This window comes from Nonomuraea phyllanthi (assembly GCF_006334985.2).
Lineage (GTDB): Bacteria > Actinomycetota > Actinomycetes > Streptosporangiales > Streptosporangiaceae > Nonomuraea > Nonomuraea phyllanthi.
Genome location: NZ_VDLX02000002.1, coordinates 279,484 through 299,674, shown reverse-complemented (window position 1 = coordinate 299,674; position 20,191 = coordinate 279,484). Strand labels below are relative to the sequence as shown.

The 20,191-nt window shown below is 71.0% G+C and carries 19 protein-coding genes, 1 tRNA gene and 1 other RNA gene; 8 read left to right on the top strand and 13 right to left on the bottom strand.

What is annotated here, in order from left to right; all coding sequences use genetic code 11:
* Nucleotides 1–113: 113 nt before the first annotated feature.
* The 5 genes from FH608_RS06965 to FH608_RS06945 form a co-directional block, all read right to left on the bottom strand.
* On the bottom strand, nt 114–1,175 hold the full coding sequence (locus FH608_RS06965) for an aspartate-semialdehyde dehydrogenase (RefSeq protein WP_139629536.1): 1,062 nt from the start codon (nt 1,173–1,175) through the stop codon (nt 114–116).
* The gene (locus FH608_RS06960; protein ID WP_139629535.1) at nt 1,172–2,446 is read right to left on the bottom strand and encodes an aspartate kinase; all 1,275 of its coding nucleotides are present in this window, start codon (nt 2,444–2,446) and stop codon (nt 1,172–1,174) included. Before FH608_RS06960 ends, FH608_RS06965 begins: the two co-directional genes overlap by 4 nt.
* An 84-nt stretch (nt 2,447–2,530) precedes the next feature.
* A complete protein-coding gene (locus tag FH608_RS06955; protein ID WP_139629534.1) occupies nt 2,531–3,058 on the bottom strand; it encodes a DUF5063 domain-containing protein in 528 nt (175 codons plus the stop codon).
* On the bottom strand, nt 3,051–3,650 hold the full coding sequence (recR, locus tag FH608_RS06950; protein WP_139629533.1) for a recombination mediator RecR: 600 nt from the start codon (nt 3,648–3,650) through the stop codon (nt 3,051–3,053). The genes FH608_RS06955 and recR overlap by 8 nt, the downstream gene beginning before the upstream one ends.
* A 2-nt stretch (nt 3,651–3,652) precedes the next feature.
* The gene (locus FH608_RS06945; RefSeq protein ID WP_139629532.1) at nt 3,653–4,003 is read right to left on the bottom strand and encodes a YbaB/EbfC family nucleoid-associated protein; all 351 of its coding nucleotides are present in this window, start codon (nt 4,001–4,003) and stop codon (nt 3,653–3,655) included.
* A 308-nt stretch (nt 4,004–4,311) separates the two neighbouring features.
* On the opposite strand from FH608_RS06945, the gene FH608_RS06940 reads away from it, so the two are divergent.
* A complete protein-coding gene (locus FH608_RS06940) occupies nt 4,312–5,721 on the top strand; it encodes a helix-turn-helix domain-containing protein (protein WP_139629531.1) in 1,410 nt (469 codons plus the stop codon).
* A gap of 368 nt (nt 5,722–6,089) precedes the next feature.
* On the opposite strand, the gene FH608_RS06935 is transcribed toward FH608_RS06940, so the two are convergent.
* Nucleotides 6,090–8,624, bottom strand: a complete 2,535-nt coding sequence (locus FH608_RS06935; RefSeq protein ID WP_139629530.1) for a DNA polymerase III subunit gamma and tau — start codon at nt 8,622–8,624, stop codon at nt 6,090–6,092.
* Nucleotides 8,625–8,655: 31 nt separating this feature from the next.
* Nucleotides 8,656–8,751: signal recognition particle sRNA small type (ffs, locus tag FH608_RS06930), an RNA gene on the bottom strand.
* An 87-nt stretch (nt 8,752–8,838) separates the two neighbouring features.
* Here ffs and FH608_RS06925 point away from each other — a divergent pair.
* A tRNA-Ser gene (locus FH608_RS06925) sits at nt 8,839–8,926 on the top strand.
* Between the two features lie 159 nt (nt 8,927–9,085).
* On the opposite strand, the gene FH608_RS06920 is transcribed toward FH608_RS06925, so the two are convergent.
* Nucleotides 9,086–11,911, bottom strand: coding sequence for an AfsR/SARP family transcriptional regulator (locus FH608_RS06920; RefSeq protein WP_193318271.1), 2,826 nt, complete (start codon nt 11,909–11,911; stop codon nt 9,086–9,088).
* Between the two features lie 361 nt (nt 11,912–12,272).
* Between FH608_RS06920 and FH608_RS51305 the strand changes: the two genes are divergently transcribed.
* On the top strand, nt 12,273–12,437 hold the full coding sequence (locus FH608_RS51305; RefSeq protein WP_153265570.1) for a hypothetical protein: 165 nt from the start codon (nt 12,273–12,275) through the stop codon (nt 12,435–12,437).
* Between the two features lie 171 nt (nt 12,438–12,608).
* On the opposite strand, the gene FH608_RS06915 is transcribed toward FH608_RS51305, so the two are convergent.
* From FH608_RS06915 to FH608_RS06905, 3 genes are read right to left on the bottom strand one after another with little or no spacing between them, the layout of a single operon-like run.
* Entirely contained in the window at nt 12,609–13,481 is an 873-nt protein-coding gene (locus FH608_RS06915) for a class I SAM-dependent methyltransferase (protein WP_139629528.1), read from the bottom strand.
* 43 nt (nt 13,482–13,524) lie between these two features.
* A complete protein-coding gene (locus FH608_RS06910) occupies nt 13,525–14,367 on the bottom strand; it encodes a helix-turn-helix domain-containing protein (RefSeq protein ID WP_226899084.1) in 843 nt (280 codons plus the stop codon).
* Nucleotides 14,368–14,376: 9 nt separating this feature from the next.
* The gene (locus FH608_RS06905) at nt 14,377–15,219 is read right to left on the bottom strand and encodes an alpha/beta fold hydrolase (protein ID WP_226899083.1); all 843 of its coding nucleotides are present in this window, start codon (nt 15,217–15,219) and stop codon (nt 14,377–14,379) included.
* A 102-nt stretch (nt 15,220–15,321) separates the two neighbouring features.
* Between FH608_RS06905 and FH608_RS06900 the strand changes: the two genes are divergently transcribed.
* A complete protein-coding gene (locus FH608_RS06900; protein WP_139629527.1) occupies nt 15,322–15,921 on the top strand; it encodes a DUF6461 domain-containing protein in 600 nt (199 codons plus the stop codon).
* A 10-nt stretch (nt 15,922–15,931) separates the two neighbouring features.
* Nucleotides 15,932–16,159, top strand: coding sequence for a hypothetical protein (locus FH608_RS51300; protein ID WP_193318270.1), 228 nt, complete (start codon nt 15,932–15,934; stop codon nt 16,157–16,159).
* Between the two features lie 54 nt (nt 16,160–16,213).
* Here the strand turns inward: FH608_RS51300 and FH608_RS06890 are convergent, their stop codons facing one another.
* Entirely contained in the window at nt 16,214–16,891 is a 678-nt protein-coding gene (locus tag FH608_RS06890) for a hypothetical protein (protein ID WP_193318269.1), read from the bottom strand.
* Nucleotides 16,892–17,079: 188 nt separating this feature from the next.
* Between FH608_RS06890 and FH608_RS06885 the strand changes: the two genes are divergently transcribed.
* Both FH608_RS06885 and FH608_RS06880 read left to right on the top strand, forming a co-directional pair.
* A complete protein-coding gene (locus FH608_RS06885) occupies nt 17,080–17,913 on the top strand; it encodes a PHP domain-containing protein (protein WP_226899081.1) in 834 nt (277 codons plus the stop codon).
* Nucleotides 17,914–17,945: 32 nt separating this feature from the next.
* Entirely contained in the window at nt 17,946–18,464 is a 519-nt protein-coding gene (locus FH608_RS06880) for a pyridoxamine 5'-phosphate oxidase family protein (RefSeq protein ID WP_139629524.1), read from the top strand.
* A gap of 4 nt (nt 18,465–18,468) precedes the next feature.
* Here the strand turns inward: FH608_RS06880 and FH608_RS06875 are convergent, their stop codons facing one another.
* Nucleotides 18,469–19,110 carry a LysE family translocator gene (locus FH608_RS06875; protein ID WP_139629523.1) on the bottom strand — a complete coding sequence of 214 codons (642 nt, stop codon included), beginning with the start codon at nt 19,108–19,110 and terminating at the stop codon, nt 18,469–18,471.
* An 88-nt stretch (nt 19,111–19,198) separates the two neighbouring features.
* Between FH608_RS06875 and ypfJ the strand changes: the two genes are divergently transcribed.
* Nucleotides 19,199–20,167, top strand: a complete 969-nt coding sequence (ypfJ, locus tag FH608_RS06870; RefSeq protein WP_139629522.1) for a KPN_02809 family neutral zinc metallopeptidase — start codon at nt 19,199–19,201, stop codon at nt 20,165–20,167.
* Nucleotides 20,168–20,191: the final 24 nt, after the last annotated feature.

Here is a 20,191-nt window from a genome sequence, read left to right as displayed (position 1 = left end):
AGGGCCGGTGCGGACGCCGCGCAAGGACGCACGGCGCCACACCAGCACACCAGACAGTCGTACAGGGGATCGGACCTCCGTAGCGGGAGGCCGGACCTCATACCCCGACGCGGCTACAGCTCGGCCGCGACCAGCTCGGCGATCTCCGCCGCGTTGAGCGCCGCGCCCTTGCGCAGGTTGTCGCCGCACACGAACAGGTCGAGCGTGTTGGGGAAGTCGATCGCCTGCCGGACACGGCCGACGTAGGTGGGGTCGGTGCCCACCACGTCGAGCGGTGTCGGGAACACCCCGTTGGCCGGGTCGTCCACGAGCACCACCGTCGGCGCCGCCTCGAGGACGCGGTGCGCGTCGGCCACCGTGATCTCGCGGTCGAACCGCGCGTGCACGGCGAGCGAGTGGGTGGTGACCACCGGCACGCGCACGCAGGTCGAGGAGACCTTCAGGTCGGGGATGCCGAGGATCTTGCGGGACTCGTTGCGGAGCTTCATCTCCTCGGAGGCCCAGCCGCCGTCCTTGTAGGAGCCCGCCCACGGCACCACGTTGAACGCGATGGGCGCGGGGAACGGCGACTCGTCGGGCAGCTTGTTGGCCAGCACCTTGCGCACGTCGCCGGCCGCCTGGCCGATCGTACGGTCGCCCGCCAGGGCCTCGACCTCGTCGTAGAGCCGCGCGGAGCCCGCCACGCCGGCGCCGGACACCGCCTGGTAGGAGGCGATGACCAGCTCCGTCAGCGTGAACTCGGCGTGCAGCGCGCCCATCGCGGCCATCATCGACAGCGTGGTGCAGTTGGGGGTCGAGATGATGTTGCGCGGCCGGTTGCGCGCGTCGAGCGGGTTGACCTCGGGCACGACCAGCGGGACGTCCGGCTCCATCCGGAACGTGCCCGACTTGTCGATCACGATCGGGCCGCGCGCGGCCGCGATCGGCACCCACTCCGCCGACACCTCGTCGGGCACGTCGAAGATGGCCACGTCGATGCCGTCGAAGACCTCCGGCGCCAGGGCCTGCACCACGACGTCCTCGCCGCGCACCTGGAGCACCTTGCCCGCCGAGCGCGGCGACGCCACCAGCCGGATCTCGCCCCAGATGTCCTCGCGCGACGACACGATGTCGCGCATGACGGTGCCCACGGCACCGGTCGCCCCGATCAGGGCCAGATTGGGTCGCCTGCTCATCGTCCCGTCCCTCCGTACACCACGGCCTCCACCTGGTCGGCGTCGAGCGAGAACGCCCGGTGCGCGGCCTGCACGGCCGCGTCGACGCCGTCTTGCTCGACGACCACCGAGATGCGGATCTCCGAGGTGGAGATCATCTCGATGTTGACCCCCGCGTCGGCGAGGGCCGCGAAGAACGTCGCCGTGACGCCGGGGTGCGAGCGCATGCCCGCGCCGATCAGCGACACCTTCCCGATCTGGTCGTCGAAGAGCAGCGACTCGTAGCCGATGCGCGCCTGGATCTTCTTCAGCGACGTCAGCGCCGTCTGCGCGTCGGCCGTGGGCAGCGTGAAGGAGATGTCGGTGCGGCCCGTCGCGGCTGCCGAGACGTTCTGCACGATCATGTCGATGTTGATCTCGGCGTCGGCCAGCGTTTTGAAGATCGAGGCAGCCTCTCCGACCTTGTCGGGCACCCCGACAACAGTGATCTTGGCCTCGCTCCGGTCGTGCGCGACGCCGGAGATGATCGGCTGCTCCATCTCGGTTCCTTCGGTGTAAGGGCCGGAGACGACCCACGTGCCTTCCCTGGTGCCGAACGAGCTGCGGACGTGGATCGGCAGCTCGAAGCGGCGAGCGTACTCGACGCAGCGCAGATGCAGGATCTTCGCGCCGCAGGCGGCCATCTCCATCATCTCGTCGTACGAGATCTTGGGGATCTGCCGCGCCGCCGGCACGATGCGCGGATCGGCGGTGAAGACGCCGTCGACGTCGGTGTAGATCTCGCACACGTCGGCCTGCAGGGCCGCCGCCAGCGCCACCGCCGTGGTGTCTGACCCGCCGCGGCCCAGCGTGGTGATGTCCTTGGTGTCCTGCGAGACGCCCTGGAACCCGGCGACGATCGCGATGTCGCCCTGGTCGACCGCCTCGCGGATGCGGCTGGGCGTCACGTCGATGATGCGCGCCTTGCCGTGGGTGGAGTCGGTGATCACGCCCGCCTGCGAGCCGGTGAACGAACGGGCCTCGTGGCCGAGGTTGGCGATCGCCATCGCCAGCAGGGCCATCGAGATGCGCTCGCCCGAGGTCAGCAGCATGTCGAGCTCGCGGCCCGGGGGCAGCGGCGACACCTGCTCGGCCAGGTCGAGCAGCTCGTCAGTCGTGTCTCCCATGGCGGAGACGATCACCACGACGTCGTTGCCGGCTTTTTTCGTCGCGACGATCCGCTGCGCGACCCGCTTGATGCAGGACGCGTCGGCGACGGACGAACCACCGTACTTTTGCACAACGAGCGCCACGAGACTCTCCCGGTTTGGACTGTGAGCTGTCAGTCTACTGGCGGCGTCTCATGCGCCCGCTGGGGCGTACCACAATGTGGATGATCAGACAGTGGTCTCCTCGGCCACGTCGAGGCGCGAGTGGGCGGCCAGGGCCTGCAGCGCGCGCATCGCGGCGCCGGCGTGGTTGCCCCAGGTGTTGAAGTAGGAGTACTGCCACCACCAGAGCGCCTCGTGGGGACGCCCCGCGTGGAAGTGACGCAGCCCGTGGATGAGGTCGGCGGCGACCGCCGTCAGGTCGTCGGACAGGCGGTACGGGGTGACGACGGTGTCCTTGTACGGGTCGAACACCTCGGCGTAGTCGTCGACCGCGCCCAGCCGCTCGGCCAGCGCCGTGCGCACGCCGTCGATGTCGGGGTCCTCGCTCATGGGCGGCTCGTAGTTGCCCGAGAGGATCACGTCCTGGTTGGCGCCCAGCTTGGCCCCTGCCAGGCTCACCTGCGCGACCTCCACCAGCAGCAGCGACCAGATGGCGTCGCCGCCCTCGCCGCCGGCGACCCTGGTCAGGCCGTCAACGTAGTCCTGCGCGTGCCCGGAGATCTCCTCCGCCAGGGCGCTCCACTGGTCAGACATCCAGCAGCCTCCGTCCTTCGAACGCGCGGCCCAAGGTCACCTCGTCGGCGTATTCGAGGTCACCGCCCACAGGCAGACCGCTGGCCAGTCGTGTCACTTTGATGCCCATCGGCTTGACCAGACGGGCCAGGTAGGTGGCGGTCGCCTCGCCCTCGAGGTTGGGGTCGGTGGCGAGGATCAGCTCGGTGACCCGGCCGTCGGCCAGGCGGGTCATGAGCTCGCGGATGCGCAGGTCGTCGGGGCCGACGCCGTCGATGGGGCTGATCGCGCCACCGAGCACGTGGTAGGTGCCGCGGAACTCGCGGGTCTTCTCGATCGCCACGACGTCCTTCGACTCCTCGACCACGCAGATGACGTGCGTGTCACGGCGCTGGTCGCGGCAGATGCGGCACTCCTCCTCCGAGGCCACGTTCCCGCAGACCCGGCAGAAGCGAACCTTCTCCTTGACCTCCAGGAGCGCGTGGGCCAGCCGCTTGACGTCGGCCGGGTCGGCCGCCAGCAGATGGAACGCGATCCGCTGCGCGCTCTTGGGACCGACGCCGGGCAGCAGGCCGAGCTCGTCGATCAGGTTCTGGACGACCCCTTCGTACATGCCTAGAACCCTGGCAACTGTCCGAGGCCGCCGCCGCCCAGACCCTGCGCGAGCGGGCCGAGCTTCTCCTGCTGCAGGTCGGCCGCGGCGCGCACGGCGTCGCGGACGGCCGCGATCACCAGGTCGGCGATCGTGTCGGCGGTGTCCTGCGCGTCGCCGGCGTCGATGACGCTCGGGTCGATCTTGAGCTCGAGCAGTTCGCCCGAGCCGTTGACGACGGCCGTCACCAGGCCCCCGCCCGATGAGCCCTCGATCTGCGCGTCGTTGAGCTCCTGCTGGGCGCTCACAAGCTGCTGCTGCATGAGCTGGGCCTGCTCCAGCAGCTGCTGCAGGTTGACATCCCCTGGGTTCACCGTCGTGCGCTCCTCGTGGCTCCGCGTTCTTGACTCCACGAGCCTACGGTGTTTGGCGGTCGTCATGTACTGGAGGCCCCGCCCTATGGGGATGTTTTTGGCCGGATCTCGGCCCCCCTCCAGCGTCCGAGACCCGGCCACCACGTCGGCGGAGCGGCCGCACCACGCCGACGCGTTGAGTCAGGAACCTAACGCCCCCAACGTTGCACACACGTTGCTGTCGATCAATCACCCTCCGCAATGACCTCGAACGGGTTGCGCGAATCGCTCCTAAGACGGATGCTCTACTTGACTACTTGGAGTGACCAATGAGTTACGCCCACCTTGATGCGTACTCCCGCCTGCTACGCGGAGCACACGAAGCGGCGGCGACCGGCCGCGCCTGGCCCCAGCCGCCGCGCCGCCTGATCACCGCATCCTGGCAGCGCTCCCTGGAGGCCGGGATCGACCCCGAAAGCAAGAGCGCACCCCTCGTCTACGACGCCTCGCTCATCGGTGACATGCGCCGGGCCCACCCGCTGCGGCCGCTGCTGCCGCTCATCAACCAGACGCTCTCCAGCCTGGCCGACGAAGTCATGATCGTGACGGATGGCGACGGCCGGGTGCTGTGGCGCAGGGGCGACCACGCGGTCATGCGCAGGGCCGACCACATCGGCCTGTCCGACGGGCACCAATGGGCCGAGCGCAGCGTCGGCACCAACGGCATCGGCACCGCGCTCGCCGACCGCCGGCCCGTGCACGTCTACTCCGAGGAGCATCTCCTGCGCGTCCTGCACATCTGGTCGTGCAGCGCCGCCCCCATCACCGACCCCGACTCGGGCGCGATCATCGGCTGCGTCGACGTCAGCGGCACCTCACGCAACCTGCACCCCGCCACCGTCGCCCTGGTCGCCGCCACGGCCAAGCTCGCCGAGACCCAGCTCGCGCTCCGCATGCACGAGCGCGACGAGCGCCTGCGCCGCCGCTACGAGTCCCTGCGCGGGCGGCCGGGCATCCTGCTGTCGGCCACCGGCCGCGTCCTGTCCGGCGACCCGGCCGGCGACCTGGGCGAACGTCTTCGGTTCACCGGCCGCCGCGTCATACTCGCCGACGGGTCCGTCGCCCCGCTCGAGCCGTTCGCCGGCGGCTTCCTGCTGCTCCCCACGCCGTCCACCACCCCCGCCACCCTCGCCCTGACCTTCCTCGGCGACGGGCCGCCCCGGGCCACGTTCGGCGAGCTCGACCGCCCCCTGTCGCTCCGGCACGCGGAGATCCTCGCCCTGCTCGCCCTGCATCCACACGGGCTGACGGCCGAGCAGCTGTCGTTCCACGTCTACGGCGACGAGGGCAACCCCGTGACCATCCGGGCCGAGATCCACCGCCTGCGCGCCCAGCTCGGCGACGCCATCGCGGCCAAGCCGTACCGCCTGACCTGCCCGGTGGAGGCCGACTTCCTGGAGGTGCGCCGCCACCTGTCGGCCAACGACCCCCGCGCCCTGGCCCGCGCCTACACCGGCCCGCTGCTGCTGCGCTCGGAGTCGCCGGAGCTCCGGCGCGAACGCGACGAGCTGGAGGCGCAGGTGCGGGCGTGCCTGCTGCGGCACGGGTCGCCGGACGAGCTGTGGGCGTACGCGCAGACCTGCAACGGGCGCGACGACTACGAGGTCCTCGAGCGCCTCGCCGACCTCCCCCCAACCGACCCCCGCTCCGCCGCCGCCCGCTCCCGCCTCTGCGCCTGACCCCCACTCCCCGCCGTCCCCAACGCAGTCTCGCCGCCGCCCGCCCGCCGTCTCCCGCATTGCCTCGCCGCAACCCACCCTCGCCGCCTCCAGCGCACCCGCCGCAGCACCCTTCCCGCCGACGCCACCACAGCCCTCCATCCATTACGGCGGAGCACGGCCGGCCACCTCCCGCCGCCGTCCCTGCGGGCCTTCACTTCAACGCCACTCGGCCGCACGGGCACAGACCGTGACGTCGCAAACTTGGCCATCTGGGTGGTGCCACGCGACCACATGGGCGTCCTGAGGCCCGGGCCGATGTGCCAACACCGATCAGCCACACCGGTCGCACACCGTGATGTCGCTGACCCGCGGCGCCCCAGGGTGTGTCAGGTGTGGTCGATCTCGCCGATCATCTGGGCGCCCAGCTCGCGTTCGAGCAGGGCCATGCCCGTGAGCGCGTGCACGTCGGCGTCCGCGTCGTTCAGGGGGTCCACGTCGTCCGGTTCCGGGGCCTTGTTCCGGCTCGGTACGGCGTCCGGCCAGGCCGGGGCGCCGCTACGGGCGGACGGGGTGCGGGGACCCGCCTGGGCGGCGGCCCTCGCCGCCGACCGTGCGGCGGCCAGGCCCGTGCCCGTGGCGGGCGCGCCCCTTCCTGGACCGGCCGGACCACCGGCGGCGGGCATGGTACGCGTGGGGTCGGGGCTCGGCGGTGCCCCGGGACCGAAGTCGTCGGGGGCGTCCGGCCACGACTCGTCCGTGGTCGGACGTGCGGATGCCGCGGGCGGGCCCGGGTCGGGCTCCTGAGCATCGGCGTCGTCACCTGAGCCGCCGTGCGAAGCCGTACGGCCATGAGAGCCGGCCGGCCCCCGCGAGCCCGCCTGACCGGCCGAGCCGCCTGACCCCTCCGCACTCTGGGAGTCGGAAGCACCTCCGTGAGAGCCGGCCGGGCCGTGCGCGCCCGCGGGCCCCTGGGAGCCGGGAACCTGGTGGGCCATGTTCTGGGGGCCCGCCCCACCGGGGGAGGCGGCGTGCGGGCCGGTGCCTTGGGGACCAGCCGGGGATCCCGGCCCGGGACCGCCCGCCGGGCCGCCGTGCGACGGGGGGCGGGCAGGGTTGCGGGGCGGGGGCGGGGAGCCGCCGACGACCGCCTCGACGCGCCACGTACCGCCGAGCACGTCACCGAGCGCGCCCGCCACCACGGCGTCCTTGCCACCGCCCGTGAAGTTCTTCATCGCGCCGACCTGGGTGAAGCCCAGCGTGACGATATTGCCTTCCACGCCCACCACCTGGGCGTTGGTGCTGACGTTCGCCCAGACGACGATGCTGCGCTGCTTGAGCGCGGCCAGCACGGCGGCCCACTGCGTCTGTATGGCGCCGACCCCGCCGCTCACGGGAGCGGCGCCTACGGGAGCGGCGCCGCCCGAAGGGGCCTGCTCCGCCTGCGTTCCGCTCGGACGTCCGGCGGACGAGCCGGGACGGGCGGGCTCGGGCCAGTCATCGGCACCGGCGCGACCCGGTGCGGCCCCCGCGGAACCGCCGCTCACGGGGCCGTTGCCGACGTGGGCAGAGCCGCCGCCGGCCGCTGGGCCGCCGTCATCAGGCTGGGCGGCTCCGTCAGCCGCCGGGCCGTTGCCGGACGGTGCCGGGAGCCGGGCCCCGGCATGGGCGGACGCGGCGCCCGGCCGTGGGATCGGCACGGACGCAGGGGCGGCGGGGGCACCGGACGGCGCGGAGGTGGTGGCACGGGCCGCCATCTGGGCGACGGCGCCGCCGCGTTCGAGGCGTTCGAGGCGGGCGAGCAGCGCCTCCTCACCCTGCGCGGCGCCGGGAAGCAGCACGCGGGCGCACATCAGCTCCAGCAGCAGCCGCGGCGAGGTGGCGCCGCGCATCTCGGTGAGACCGGCGTTGAAGACCTCGGCCGCGCGGGTCAGCTCGGCCGGGCCCATCGAGGCGGCCTGCTGGACGAGGCGTTCGAGCTCGTCGGCGGGACGGTCGAGCAGCCCGCTCGACGCCGCCTCGGGGACGTTGGCCAGGATCACCAGGTCGCGGAAGCGTTCGAGCAGGTCGGAGGCGAAGCGGCGGGGGTCGTGGCCGCCCTCGATCACCCGGTTGACCGCGTGGAACACCTGCCCGCCGTCGCGCGCCGCGAACGCGTTGACGATCTCGTCGAGCAGGTCGCCGTCGGTGTAGCCGAGCAGCGAGACGGCCTTGGCGTACGTGATGCCGTCGTCCTCGGCCCCGGCGAGGAGCTGGTCGAGGATCGAGAGCGAGTCACGGGCGGAGCCGGCGCCCGCACGGACGACGAGAGGCAGCGCGGCCGGCTCGAACGGCACGTTCTCGGAGGTGAGGATCTCCTCCAGCAGCCCGCGCAGCGTCGCGGGCGGCATCAGCCTGAACGGGTAGTGGTGCGTACGCGACTTGATCGTGCCGATGACCTTTTCCGGCTCGGTCGTCGCGAAGATGAACTTCAGGTGCGGCGGGGGCTCCTCGACGAGCTTGAGCAGCGCGTTGAAACCCTCGCGGGTCACCATGTGCGCCTCGTCGATGATGTAGATCTTGTAGCGCGCGGACACCGGCGCGAAGAACGCCCGCTCGCGCAGGTCGCGCGCGTCGTCCACGCCGCCGTGCGAGGCGGCGTCGATCTCGATGACGTCGAGGTGGCCCGGCCCGGTGGGGGCGAGCGCGACGCACGACTCGCAGACGCCGCACGGATCGGGCGTCGGGCCCTGCTCGCAGTTGAGGGAGCGCGCCAGGATCCGGGCGCTGGAGGTCTTGCCACATCCGCGGGGGCCGCTGAACAGGTAGGCGTGGTTGATGCGGCCCGTACGCAACGCCTGCCGCAGCGGGTCCGTGACGTGTTCCTGACCCTTGACCTCGGCGAAGGTCCCGGGTCGGTACTTGCGGTAAAGCGCAAGGCTCATACGACCATCCCGCCTGCGAGGGGGCTCCCAACGAAGAGACCCCCCGCACACCCGCCAGAGCCCGCTTATCCTTGCTGCCTTCCGGCCCTGGGGAGGTTCACAGGATGACGCCGCGCGAGGGGTCCACCCACAGTCTAGCCGGATGCCGCAGTGCTTGCTCCACCCCCGAAAAACGTGGTCTTCACACCTCCAGAAGTCCGGTAAGCTCGTCGGCGGAGGATTCGCCTAGTGGCCGAGGGCGCACGCTTGGAAAGCGTGTATAGGGCAACCTATCGGGGGTTCAAATCCCCCATCCTCCGCCAGCTCAGAGGGGGCGTGCCGTGACCACGGCACGCCCCCTCTGGCTTTCCCAGCGCCCAGGACGTGTCACACGCGGGCCGGCATCCCCTCAGGAGGAGTACGGCGGAAAGTCCGTTCATCCTCTCTTCGAGAGGAGACCCTCGACTACTCGCGCAGAGTCATCAGAGCATGTTCTTGATCGGCTGGGGTGTTTCCGGCACGTCCTGGGCGAGGATCTCGGTCGCCTCCCGTGGCGTGAGCAGGCGGGCGTCGCGCAGGAGGCGGACGGAGTCCTCCCACTGCTCGCGCGCCTCGCCGTACCGTCCGAGGTCGTGCAGCGTGGTGCCGAACCACCAACGTGACACGGCCTCCTTCAGGCGGTAGCCCGACTCGCGGAGCAGCCGCACGGCCGTCGTGTAGCTCTCCACCGCCTCGCTCAGACGGCCGGCGTGGCGGTAGGCGTCGCCCAGCGAACCGTGTGCGATGCCTGCGTCGGCGAGCGGGCCCGCCTTCGGCCCCAGTTCCACCAGCTGGCGCGCTTCCGCGATCGCCTCGTCGAAGCGCCCCTGCCGGTAATAGACGTGCACCCGGTTGTTGCGGATCGTGGCCGTGGCCCCCGGGCGTTCGGCGTCGTCGTTGAGCGCCAGCGCGGACTCCAGGTAGCCGAGTGCCTCGTCGAGACGGCCCACGATCGTGTTGATGACACCGAGGTTGTTGAGGGCTCCGGCCTTCCGCCGGGGCAGGCCCGCGCGGTCCCAGTCGGTGAGAGCCGTCTCCAGCTGCGTGATCGCCGTGTCGTAGCGACCCTGGTCTCGGTGGACCCAGCCGAGGAAGTTGCGGAGCTGGGCCTTGTCCTCCCATGCCGCGATGCGATCGGCCACCTCGATGGCGTGGGTGTAGATGTCGGCCAGCTGGGTGTGCCAGCCCTGGTAGCAGAAGGGCCAGTGGAGCCCGATGGCCAGGCCGATGGCGGTCGCCGGGTCGGGGCCGTCCAACGCCTGCTGCGCGATGACGAGCAGGTTGTCCCGCTCGTCCTGGACCCATCGTTCCGCCTCCGCCAGGTCCTCGAAGGTCATGTCGGGCAGTTCGACGGGGCACCGCAGGACGGCATCGTCGTTGACCATGGTGCTGGCCAGCCAGAGGGTGGTCAGGTAGTGGTGGAGCGCCCGCCGTACGGCGGTGGTGCGTTCCTCCTCCGACAGGTCCTGGTGTGCACGTTCGCGGGCATAAAGACCGACCAGGTCGTGGAACTGGTAGCGGTCGGGTCCGGCGGGTTCGAGGAGGCGGGCGTCCTTGAGGCGTTCCAGGGCGGCTTCGGCGCGGTGGTGGGGCCAGCCGGTCAGGGCGGCGGTGGCGGCGGGGGTGTGGGTGGGCAGCCCGAGCAGGCCGAGCAGGGGCAGCAGGTGGGCGGCGTCGCGGCCGGTGGGTTCTTCGTGGAGGTGGTGGTGGCTGACCGCGATGCCGGCGCGGACGGCCAGGTCGGCGTACTCCAGCACGTCCAGGCGGCGGGTGGCGTCGGCCAGCCGTACTTCCAGGTCGGACAGGGTCCAGTCGGGGCGGGCGGCCAGGCGGGCGCCGACGATCCGCAGGGCGAGGGGGAAACCGCCGCACAGGTGGGCGATCCGCTCGGCCGCCTGCGGTTCGGCGCGTACCCTGTCGGGCCCGGCCAGGCGGGACAGCAGCGCGACGGCCTCGGTGGCGTTCAGGGTGCCCAGGTGGAGGTGGCGGGCGTTGTCCAGGGTGGACAGCGGGTCCCGGCTGGTGATCAGGACCCGGCAGCCGGCGCCGGCGGGGATGAGCGGGCGGACCTGGCGGGCGTCGCGGGCGTTGTCCAGGATGACCAGCAGGTTGCAGGTCGCGGTCAGGGACCGGTAGCGGGCGGCGGCCTCGTCCGGGTCGGCGGGGACGGCGGTGCCGTCCAGGCCGAGGGAGCTCAGCAGGTGGCGGAGGGCCTGGGCCGTGGTCAGAGGGTCGAGTCCGGGGGTGGATCCGTGCAGGTTGAGGTAGATGACGCCGTCGGTGAACCGGGCGGCCATGGTGTGGGTGACGTGGACGGCCAGGGCGGATTTGCCGACGCCGCCGGGGCCGTCGATCACGGTGAGGGCAGGCCCGTACGTGGGGCCGTCGGCGGGGCCGAGTGCGGTGCGTACGCGGTTGATCTCGGTGGCGCGGGCGGTGAAGGCGTGGGTGTCGGCGGGCAGTTCGGCCGGGATGTACCGCTCGCTGACCGTGACCTGCTGGTCCGGGGTGGTCAGGTCGAGGGCGGGGTCCTTGGCCAGGACGGCCTGGTGCAGGCGGCGAAGCTCGGGGCCGGGTTCGAGGCCGAGCTCGGAGATCATGATCTGGCGGGTGCGCCGGTAGACGGCGAGCGCTTCGGACGGGCGGCCGGCGCGGTGCAGGGCGTGCATGAGTTGGGCGGCGGGGCGTTCGCGCAGTGGGTGGGCCCGCACGTGTGCGGCCAGGTCGGCGGCCAGAGCGTGGTGGTCGCCGGTGGCGAGGCGGAGATCGGCGTGGTCCTCCAGGACGGTGAGGTGCTCTTCTTCCAGGCGGGTGGCTTCGATTCGTGCCCAGGACGCGCCTAGTTGGGCGAGTGGTTCGCCTCGCCACAACTGCAGGGCGGAGCGGAACAGGGCGTCTGCGGCGGCCGTGGACCCCTGCGCCCTGGCGGTGCGAGCCCGCTTGGCCAGCTGGGTGAACAGGTGGGCGTCGATGTGGTCGCGTTGGAGCGCGAGCCGGTAGCCGCCGGGCATGGTCTGGATGATCTCTTCGGCGGTGTGAGGTCCGAGGGTTTCGCGGAGTTTGGAGATCACGATGTGGAGTTGTTTGCCCGCGGTCGCCGTCGAGCTCTGCCCCCAGACGTCGGCGAGGATCCGCTCGGCGTGTACGGTCTGCCCGGCGTCCAGGGCGAGTCTGGCCAGCACGCCGATTCGTCGTTGCCCGGCGAGCCGGACCGGCTCGTCACCGGCCAGGACCTGCCACGGGCCGAGAAATCTGATCTCCAGCGACATGGGAAGCGTGCTCCCATCCATCAACGGAGTCGGCAATGCAAGGAGATGATCTGGCTCATTCGCGGCGATAACGGATAGAACGCCGTCTTCGTGTTTATTTCCGGCGTCTTTGCTCACATGTGCATGTTTAGATGTGCAGGCTTACATATGTCTTGCAGACTACTGACCGGGAGGGACCACGGCAGGACGTCGCCCACGGCGTCCGTTCCGGATGGCCACACGGTGGGATCGGGCCGGCGCAGCGCGCTGCGGGCGCGCTGGATGCCGCCGGATGAGTCGGGCGGGACACCATAAGCGTTTCTGCTTCGGGTCCGTGTCCATTAGCATCACCCCTCCATCTTCGTATCGCACGGGAGGTCTCGTGACACACGTCAGACTGCTCAAGAAGCTCGCCGTTGTGGCCGTAGCCGGTCTTCTTACGCTCGGTATCGGCGCTGCGACCGCCTTCTCGGCCTCCGCCGCCGGACCCTCCGAGAAGATCTACGACGTCCGCCCGTCCGGGGAGATCTCCACCATCCTTCAGTAGCCATTCCCCGGTGCCGCCGGTCTCCGGCGGCCAGATAACTCACCGTGGGTCTCGGGTGCGTTCGAATCACGGTGCCGGCGGTGCGGGTGCCTGGAAGTGAGCCGGCACGCTGAGACTGCGCGCGTGATAGGGCGCGCCGCCCCGAAGCGGCCTCCCTACCTCTGCATCGGATCAGCGCTGAAAGTGCCAGAACAGCATGGACGGCGTCCCGGCGATGGCCGCGTGCGCCGCCTCGGGCGCCAGGTCGCACAGCGCCCACGGCCACACGTCCCACGGCTCCAGGACGTCGGTCCGCGCCTGCGGCTCCCCTTCCGCGTGCCGGGGCTCCTCGCAGCGCCGCACCTGCAGGCCCGCCGCCAGCCCGGCCCTGAGGTAGTCGCCGACCAGATGTCGGTAGGTGGCCACTCTCGCCGGCCGCCCGTCCGGCAGCCGTACGGGCGGGACGACCCCGCGCGCCACGCCCTCAGGATGGATGTCGGCGAGCACCACATGCCCGCCCGGCCGCAGCACCCGGGCGAACTCGGCCAGCACCGGGTCGAGCACGGGCACATGCGTCAGCGCTAGCGAGCAGACCACCAGGTCGACGGACGCGTCGGGCACCGGCAGGGAGGACAGGTCGCCCTGCAGGAACTCCGCCTGCGGCACCCGCAGGCGCGCCCGCTCCAGCATGTCGGGCGAGCTGTCCACGCCGCGCACCCGGTGGCCGCGACCGGCCAGGTAGGCCGCCAGCCTGCCGGTGCCGCACGCCGCGTCCAGCGCGTCGCCGGGCGGCAGGGCGTCGACGATCTCGCGGATGAACGGCTCGTCGAGGTCGAACGCGGTGTTGGGCCCGTCGTACGTCTGCGACCAGATCCGGTACCCCTCCACGGTGTCCACGCGCGTCACCTCGACCGCGGCGTCGGCCAGGGAGTCGTCGTCGAGGAACTTGCGGATCTCGGCCACTCGCGCCTCCACGAACGCGCGGTCGTGCTCACCGGTGTAGGACCGCATGAGGGCAATGCCTTCGAGGGCCAGCACGTACGCCAGAGGATGCTCGTAGATCACCGCGTCACGCTAACGACGGCCGCCGCGCGTACGCCACCGAATTTCACCCCGGCGGGACAGGGCTGCGGGACGGCCATGCGACGTCGTCGATCGCGAGCCACGGCGCAACGGCCACGGCCGTGGGCGTGAGCCCCGAGAACTCCTTCACCTCGCGGTGGAGGTGGGACTGGTCGACGTAGCCGCTCTCGGTGGCGACGCCGGCGGCGGCGTGGCCGGCCGCGAGGAGGTGGGCGGCGTGGTCGAACCGTACCAACCGGGCGGCGCGTTTGGGGCTGATGCCGAGCTGAGACCGGAAGCGGGACCACAGGCGCTTGCGGCTCCAGCCGACCTCGTCCGCCAGGCCCTCGACCCGTACCCGCCCCTGGCTGGTGAGGGTGCGCCGCCAGGTGTGGGTGACCTCCGGGTCGACCCGCGGGCGGGCGGCGAGCCGCCGGCCGAGCATGTCCGCCGCGATCGCGAACCGTTCGTCCCACGACCTGGTGGCGCGCAGCGTGTCGAGGACCTGCTCGGCGTCGCGGCCCCAGACCTCCTCGAAGGGTGCCACCGTGCCGCTGAGCTCGGTCGAGGCCCCGAGCACCGCGGCCGCCACGGCGGGCTCCAGCCGGATCTGGAGGCACGCGCCCGCGGCGCCGCCCGCCCGGAGATCGCCGGGCAGGAGCCCGATGACGACGCTGCCGCGCTCGTGCCGGCCCTGGGCGTCGTAGACGACGCCGTCGCCCTCGCCCAGGTCGAAGAGGAGCGTGACGGACGGGTGCGCCACCATCTCGATGTCCACGAGCGCGGGGGCGCGCTGCCGGAACCCGGCCATGCTGACCCCCGGCAGCCGGGCGGAGGGGCGCGGGACCGCGACCTCCACCTTCGCCCAGTCGAGCGGTGTCCCTAGCACATGACCAATCTACGTCTCGGGAACCACGGGCGGGCTGCCGGCGCCCGTGGCCGTGAAGGCCACCATCAGCTCGCCGGTCGCCTCGGGCGCTTCCAGCATGGGGGTGTGCCCGACGCCGGGCAGCAGCTCGACCCGCGCGTTCGGCACCGCGTCGTACTGGTGCGCCGAGGCCGGATCCCAGCGGGGGTCGGCGGCACCGAAGATCACCAGCACCGGGACCGGGGTCTTGAGCGCGGCCAGACGCTCGGGAACGCTCCGTTCGGCGATGTACGTGCCGTTCTCGTGGAGGACCTTCCTGAACGCGCGGTACGTGATGCCCTTCATCCCGGCGACCAGTTCGTCCGGGATATCCACCTGGCGGGCGGCCGTCGCCCTGAACCCCTTGCGGATCATCCCGTCCGAACGCATCGACCAGAGGACCGGGCCGAGGGGCGGGGCCGTCAGCGCCTGGACGACGAACGGCTGCGGGAGCAGCGCGTCGGGACGCGGGCCAGAGCTGATCAGCGTGAGGGAGCTCACCAGCTCGGGGCGCTGTTCGGCGAGCGCGGTGGCGACGTACCCGCCGCTGGAGTGCCCCGCCACGGCGACGGGGCACAGGCCGAGGTCGTCCAGCATGTCCGCCGCCCGGCGCGCCTGCAGGGGCACCTCGTACGACGGCACGGGCGGCGACTGGCCGCAGCCCGGGAGATCGACCTGGATGACGTGATGGTGGCCCGCCAGCGCCGGGACGACGGGGCTCCACGTGGCGCCCGAGGCCCCCGATCCGTGGATGAGCAGCAGCGGGGGCGCCTGCCGCGAACCGTGGCGGACCACGTGCATCCCATGCAAGTGCACAACGTCGTACTCACTCATGCGGGAAGGATGCATCGGCCGCCGGCCATCCGTCTTGGACAAATGTCAGGAGTTGTCGGACACGACTGCGATCATGCCGCTCACGCGATCAAAGGAGCGACCATGACCCCCGAAGACCTGTCGTCCTTTCCCGGGCACGAGACATTAGAGGACATCTACTGCGTGTCCTTCGTCCGCGCGCTCTCCCCGGAGGAAGTCCTGCGGCGGTTCGGCGTGGAGGAGGACACCATGGAGGAGGTGGCATTCGACGAGCTGTTCGAGCGCTCCACGGAGACCATGAGGGACGACGCGGCCGGCTTCATCGGCGCCGCCAAGGTCGGCGACTGGACCCTGGTCGTCGAACCGGGAGGATGGCAGCTCGCCGTCGACTCCGGGATCTACACTCCGGTCTCGCGAGGGACCGAACTCGTGTCGGTCTGCCGCCACGACTACGCCTCCGACACTTTCGCCTACATCGTCGACGGCACTCCGGCCGTCTGGTTCGACCCGGCCCTCCCGAACGCCCGGTCGGGCAGCGATCCGGACCGCCTCGTCGACAAGATGCGCGAGGTCGGGCTGGATCCCGACCACGATTCCGACGGGGCGGAGATCGACCACCCGCTGGAAAGGTCGTTCGCCCTGGCGAGCGGCATCACCGGTCTCGCCTTCTCCTCGGACATTCTCGACCTGCCGTTCCTCGGCGCGGAGACCCTGGAGGATTGACCGGCTCTCAGTGAGGCTTCCGACATGGTCGATCCGCCACCTGGCAGCGCTGTGGAAGATGGAGACCCTGCCCTGGGACGAATGGGGCCGGATGACCGCCTCTTACGAGGGTCGGACCGGCCCCGGCTACGACCTGCTGATCGACGAAGTCGCGGCAACCCGTGCGGCGGGCGTCCCTGAGGACGTCAACCGGCTCTACCTCTGCACGGACCTTCGGGTCCCGGCCGGCATTCGCTGATCATCCGCACACGCACGCCGAAGACGGCCGACGGCCGCGAAGAACGGCGGAAGGTCAGCGCCACTTGGTGGTCACGGTGTCAGGGTCCGGTGCCTTGACCGACACCTTGCTGCCCCACCCCGTGTAGCGGCTGTCGACGGTGATGAACTGGCTCTCACCGTCCTCCGTCATCGTGTACGAACTCCGCGCCCTGCTCACCAGCCCCGCCGAGGACAGGGTGAGGGTGTAGGAGATTTCGATGTCGTTGTGTTCGTTGCCGATTTTCGCGGCGCCGACCCAGGCCGAGACCGTCTTGAGTTCCTTCACGGTGATCGAGCCGGTGACGGAGTCGCCCTTCGACTTCCCGTTCTTGATGAGGGCGGCCAGCGTCTTGGGCTCGGCCGGGTTGAGGAACTGCGCCCAGGAGTCGGGAATGGCGCCGCCGGCGGCCTTGAACCAGGTCTTGCCCTTGGGGAGCAGTCTTTCCAGGTAGGTGCCCGAGTAGTAGCCGGTCTTCCCGATGGAGATGACCCGCTGCTTCTCGTAGCCGGAATCCATCGAGATGTCGAAGGCGGCGACGCCCTTCTTGTCGAACTGGAAGACGCCCTTGCTGTCGCGGGCCCCGCGCTCGTCGATGCCGTCGGACCAGGTGACGGTGTCCGTGAAGCGCACCCCATGTCCGGGTGCCAGCTTGGCCTTCAGCGCGCGCACGGGGTCCTTGGGCGCCGCCTGGGCGGGAACGGCGGTCACCATAAGCGCGCCACAGGCCGCGGCTAATGCGATTGCTTTCTTCATGGCAGGTGATCATTCCGCATGTGGATCACAACTCGGAATCATGATGGGTTCCGATTTCCGTCGTCCTCCTCACATTTCCTCCCTGGAGGCCAGGACGATCTCCGGGTTACCGTGGAATCAGTTGCGGCGAAAAGGACGGGGTTCTGGTGCTGCCCGCGGATGGTCACGTTCACAGCGAATGGTCGTGGGACGCGCCGGACGGCGCGATGGAGCGGACCTGCGCGCGGGCGGTGGAACTGGGCCTGCCCGCGATCGCCTTCACCGAGCACGCCGACTTCACGAAATGGATGGTCATCGCCGGGGAGCTCGACGGTTACGAGCACATCAAGGCGTTCCTCACCCCGGACGGAACGGTGGCGCCGCCGAAACTGGACCTCGACGGATATCTGGAATGCCTGCAACGCTGCCGGGATCGCTTTCCGGGCCTGCGCGTCATCAGCGGGGTGGAGCTGGGCGAGCCGCACTGGCACGGTGACGAGGCGGCGCGGCTGCTCGACGCCGGGCGGTTCGACCGGGTGCTCGGTTCGCTGCACTGCCTGCCGCTCGGCGCGCGGTTCGCCGAGCCGCCGAACCTCTATCGTCGGCGCCCGGCCACCGAGGTCATCCGCGACTACCTGGCCGAGATTCCGCGCCTGGTGAAGGGCTCGGACCGGTTCGGCGTGCTCGCCCACATCGACTACCCGATCCGCTACTGGCCTGCGCGGGAGGGGCCGTTCGATCCGTACGCGTTCCAGGACGAGTTCCGGCATGCCCTGCGCGCGCTCGCCGACGGCGGCCGGATCCTGGAGGTGAACACGCGGGGGCTGCTTGCTCCGGAGATCGTGCGCTGGTGGCGGGACGAAGGCGGCGAGGCGGTCACCTTCGGCAGCGACGCCCACGCCCCCGGCGGGGTCGCGCACGGCTTCACGGACGCGGTGGCCATGGTGGAGGCCCAGGGGTTCCGGGCCGGACGCCATCCGTACGACCTCTGGACACGGTGACCGTGCGCAAGAGGCGTGGCTACAGTGGCGGGATGCGTGAAACGCCGGAAGAACTCCGCGAGCTCCAGGCCCTGCTCGACGCCTCCCTGTCCCGCTCCACCGCCCACCTGCGCTCGATCGTCACCGAGCGCACCATGACCGCGGAGCAGCTGACCCGGGTCCTGACCGGCATGTGCACACTCGCCCTGTCCACCGTGACGGCCAAGGGGGAGCCGCGGGTCAGCGGCGCGGACGGGCACTTCCTGCACGGGAAGTGGCACTTCGGCACGGCGCGCACCGCTGCCAAGGCCCGCCATCTGGCCGCCCGGCCCGCCGCCAGCGTCGCGCACATGCGGGGCGAGGACCTGGGGGTGTTCACGCACGGCACGGTGGAGGTGCTCAATCCCGAGGGCGGCGAGCCGGCCGCGGACTGGCCGGAACTGCTCGCGTACTTCCAGGACTTCTACGGCGAGGACGCCTTCGACTGGGACAACGAGGTGGTCTACTACCGGCTGCACCCGCACTGGATGACCGTCTACGCCCCCGACGTCGCGAAGCTCACCGCCGGGTGAGCGATCAGACGGCGACGAAAGCCTTCGAGCGGTCCGTCGCCATGCGGATGGCGAAGATGCCGAGCACCGTGCCGGTGACGTAGCGCTGGACGCGCAGCCAGAGGGGGCGGCGGGCCAGGAAGGCGGCCAGGGCGCCCGCCGAGATCGCGATCAGGGCGTTCACCGTGGTCGCGACCACGATCTGGACCGAGCCGAGCGCGAGGCTCTGCAGCAGGACGTGCCCCATCGCCGGGTCGATGAACTGCGGCAGCAGCGACAGGTACACGATGGCGATCTTGGGGTTGAGCAGGCAGGTCAGCAGCCCCATGCCGAACAGCTTGTGCGGACGTTCCGGTACGAGTTCGCGCGGCTGGAAGGCCGAGATGCCGCCCGGTTTGAGGGCGTTCCAGGCCATCCACAGTAGGTACGCGGCGCCGGCCAGCTTGAGCGCGGTGTACGCGGCCGGCACGTACGCGAAGACCGCCGTCAGCCCCAGGCAGGTCGCCGTCAGGTAGAGGAGGAAGCCGAGGACGACGCCGGTGAGGGAGATCAGGCCGGCCCGGCGGCCCTGGGTGATGGATCGCGAGACCAGATAAATCATGTTCGGCCCCGGGGTGAGCACCATGCCCAGGGAAACCAGCGCGATCCCGATCAATCCACCCGTCATGTCGGCAGATTAGCGGACATATGCCAAATTTCCCACGTATATAACATTGCTCCGCGTAACTGTAACGTCACGGGGGATGAGGGGAGGCATGCAGTTCGACGACGACGCGCAGCTGGATCCGTCGCAGGTCGAGGACGCGCGGGCCTCTGGTCCGCGGCTCGGCGGCGGGGGTGGCGGGTGCATGCTGCCCTTCGGCGGAGGCGGATGCATGCTGCCGTTCGCGGGCCGGGGCGGCGGCTGCCTCATCCTGGTGCTGGCGGTGGCCGGGCTGTTCCTGTTCGGGATCATCCCCTCGCCGTTCACCGGCGGCGGGAACGGCGGGCGGCAGGGCGGGGGGCGGCAGCCGAGCGCACCGCCCGCGCAGTCGCCGACGGGCAACCTGGCCTCGCGCTGCCGTACGGGGGCCGACGCCGACCAGTCCGCGGACTGCCGGGTCGTCGGCACGGTCAACAGCATCCAGTCGTACTGGCGGCAGGTGTTCCAGGAGCGCGGGCGCGGGGCGTACAGACCCGCGAAGACCGTGCTGTTCTCGCGGGAGGTCAACACCGGCTGCGGCGCGGCCGACGCGGACGTGGGGCCGTTCTACTGCCCGGCCGACCGCAAGGTCTACCTCGACCTGACGTTCTTCAACACGCTCCAGCGCGACTTCGGCGCGGAGGGCGGGCCGTTCGCGCAGGCGTACGTGGTGGCCCACGAGTACGGCCACCACGTGCAGGACCTGCTCGGCACCATGCGCGAGGTCGGCCCCGGCGGCCGGCCGGGCGCCGACAGCCCGTCGGTACGGCTGGAGCTCCAGGCAGACTGCTACGCGGGCGTCTGGGCGCACAACGCGGTCAAGACCGGCTTCTTCCGCGAGCCGTTCTCCAAGAGCGATGTCGACCAGGCGCTCAGCGCCGCGGCGGCGGTCGGGGACGACAGCATCCAGCGCCGCACGCAGGGCCGGGTGACCCCCGACGCGTTCACGCACGGCACGTCGCGGCAGCGGGAGAAGTGGTTCAGTATCGGGTACGACAGCGGGGACCCGAAGCGGTGCGACACGTTCTCCGGAGGCATTTAGCCGGCCCGCCGGGGAAGCTGTCAG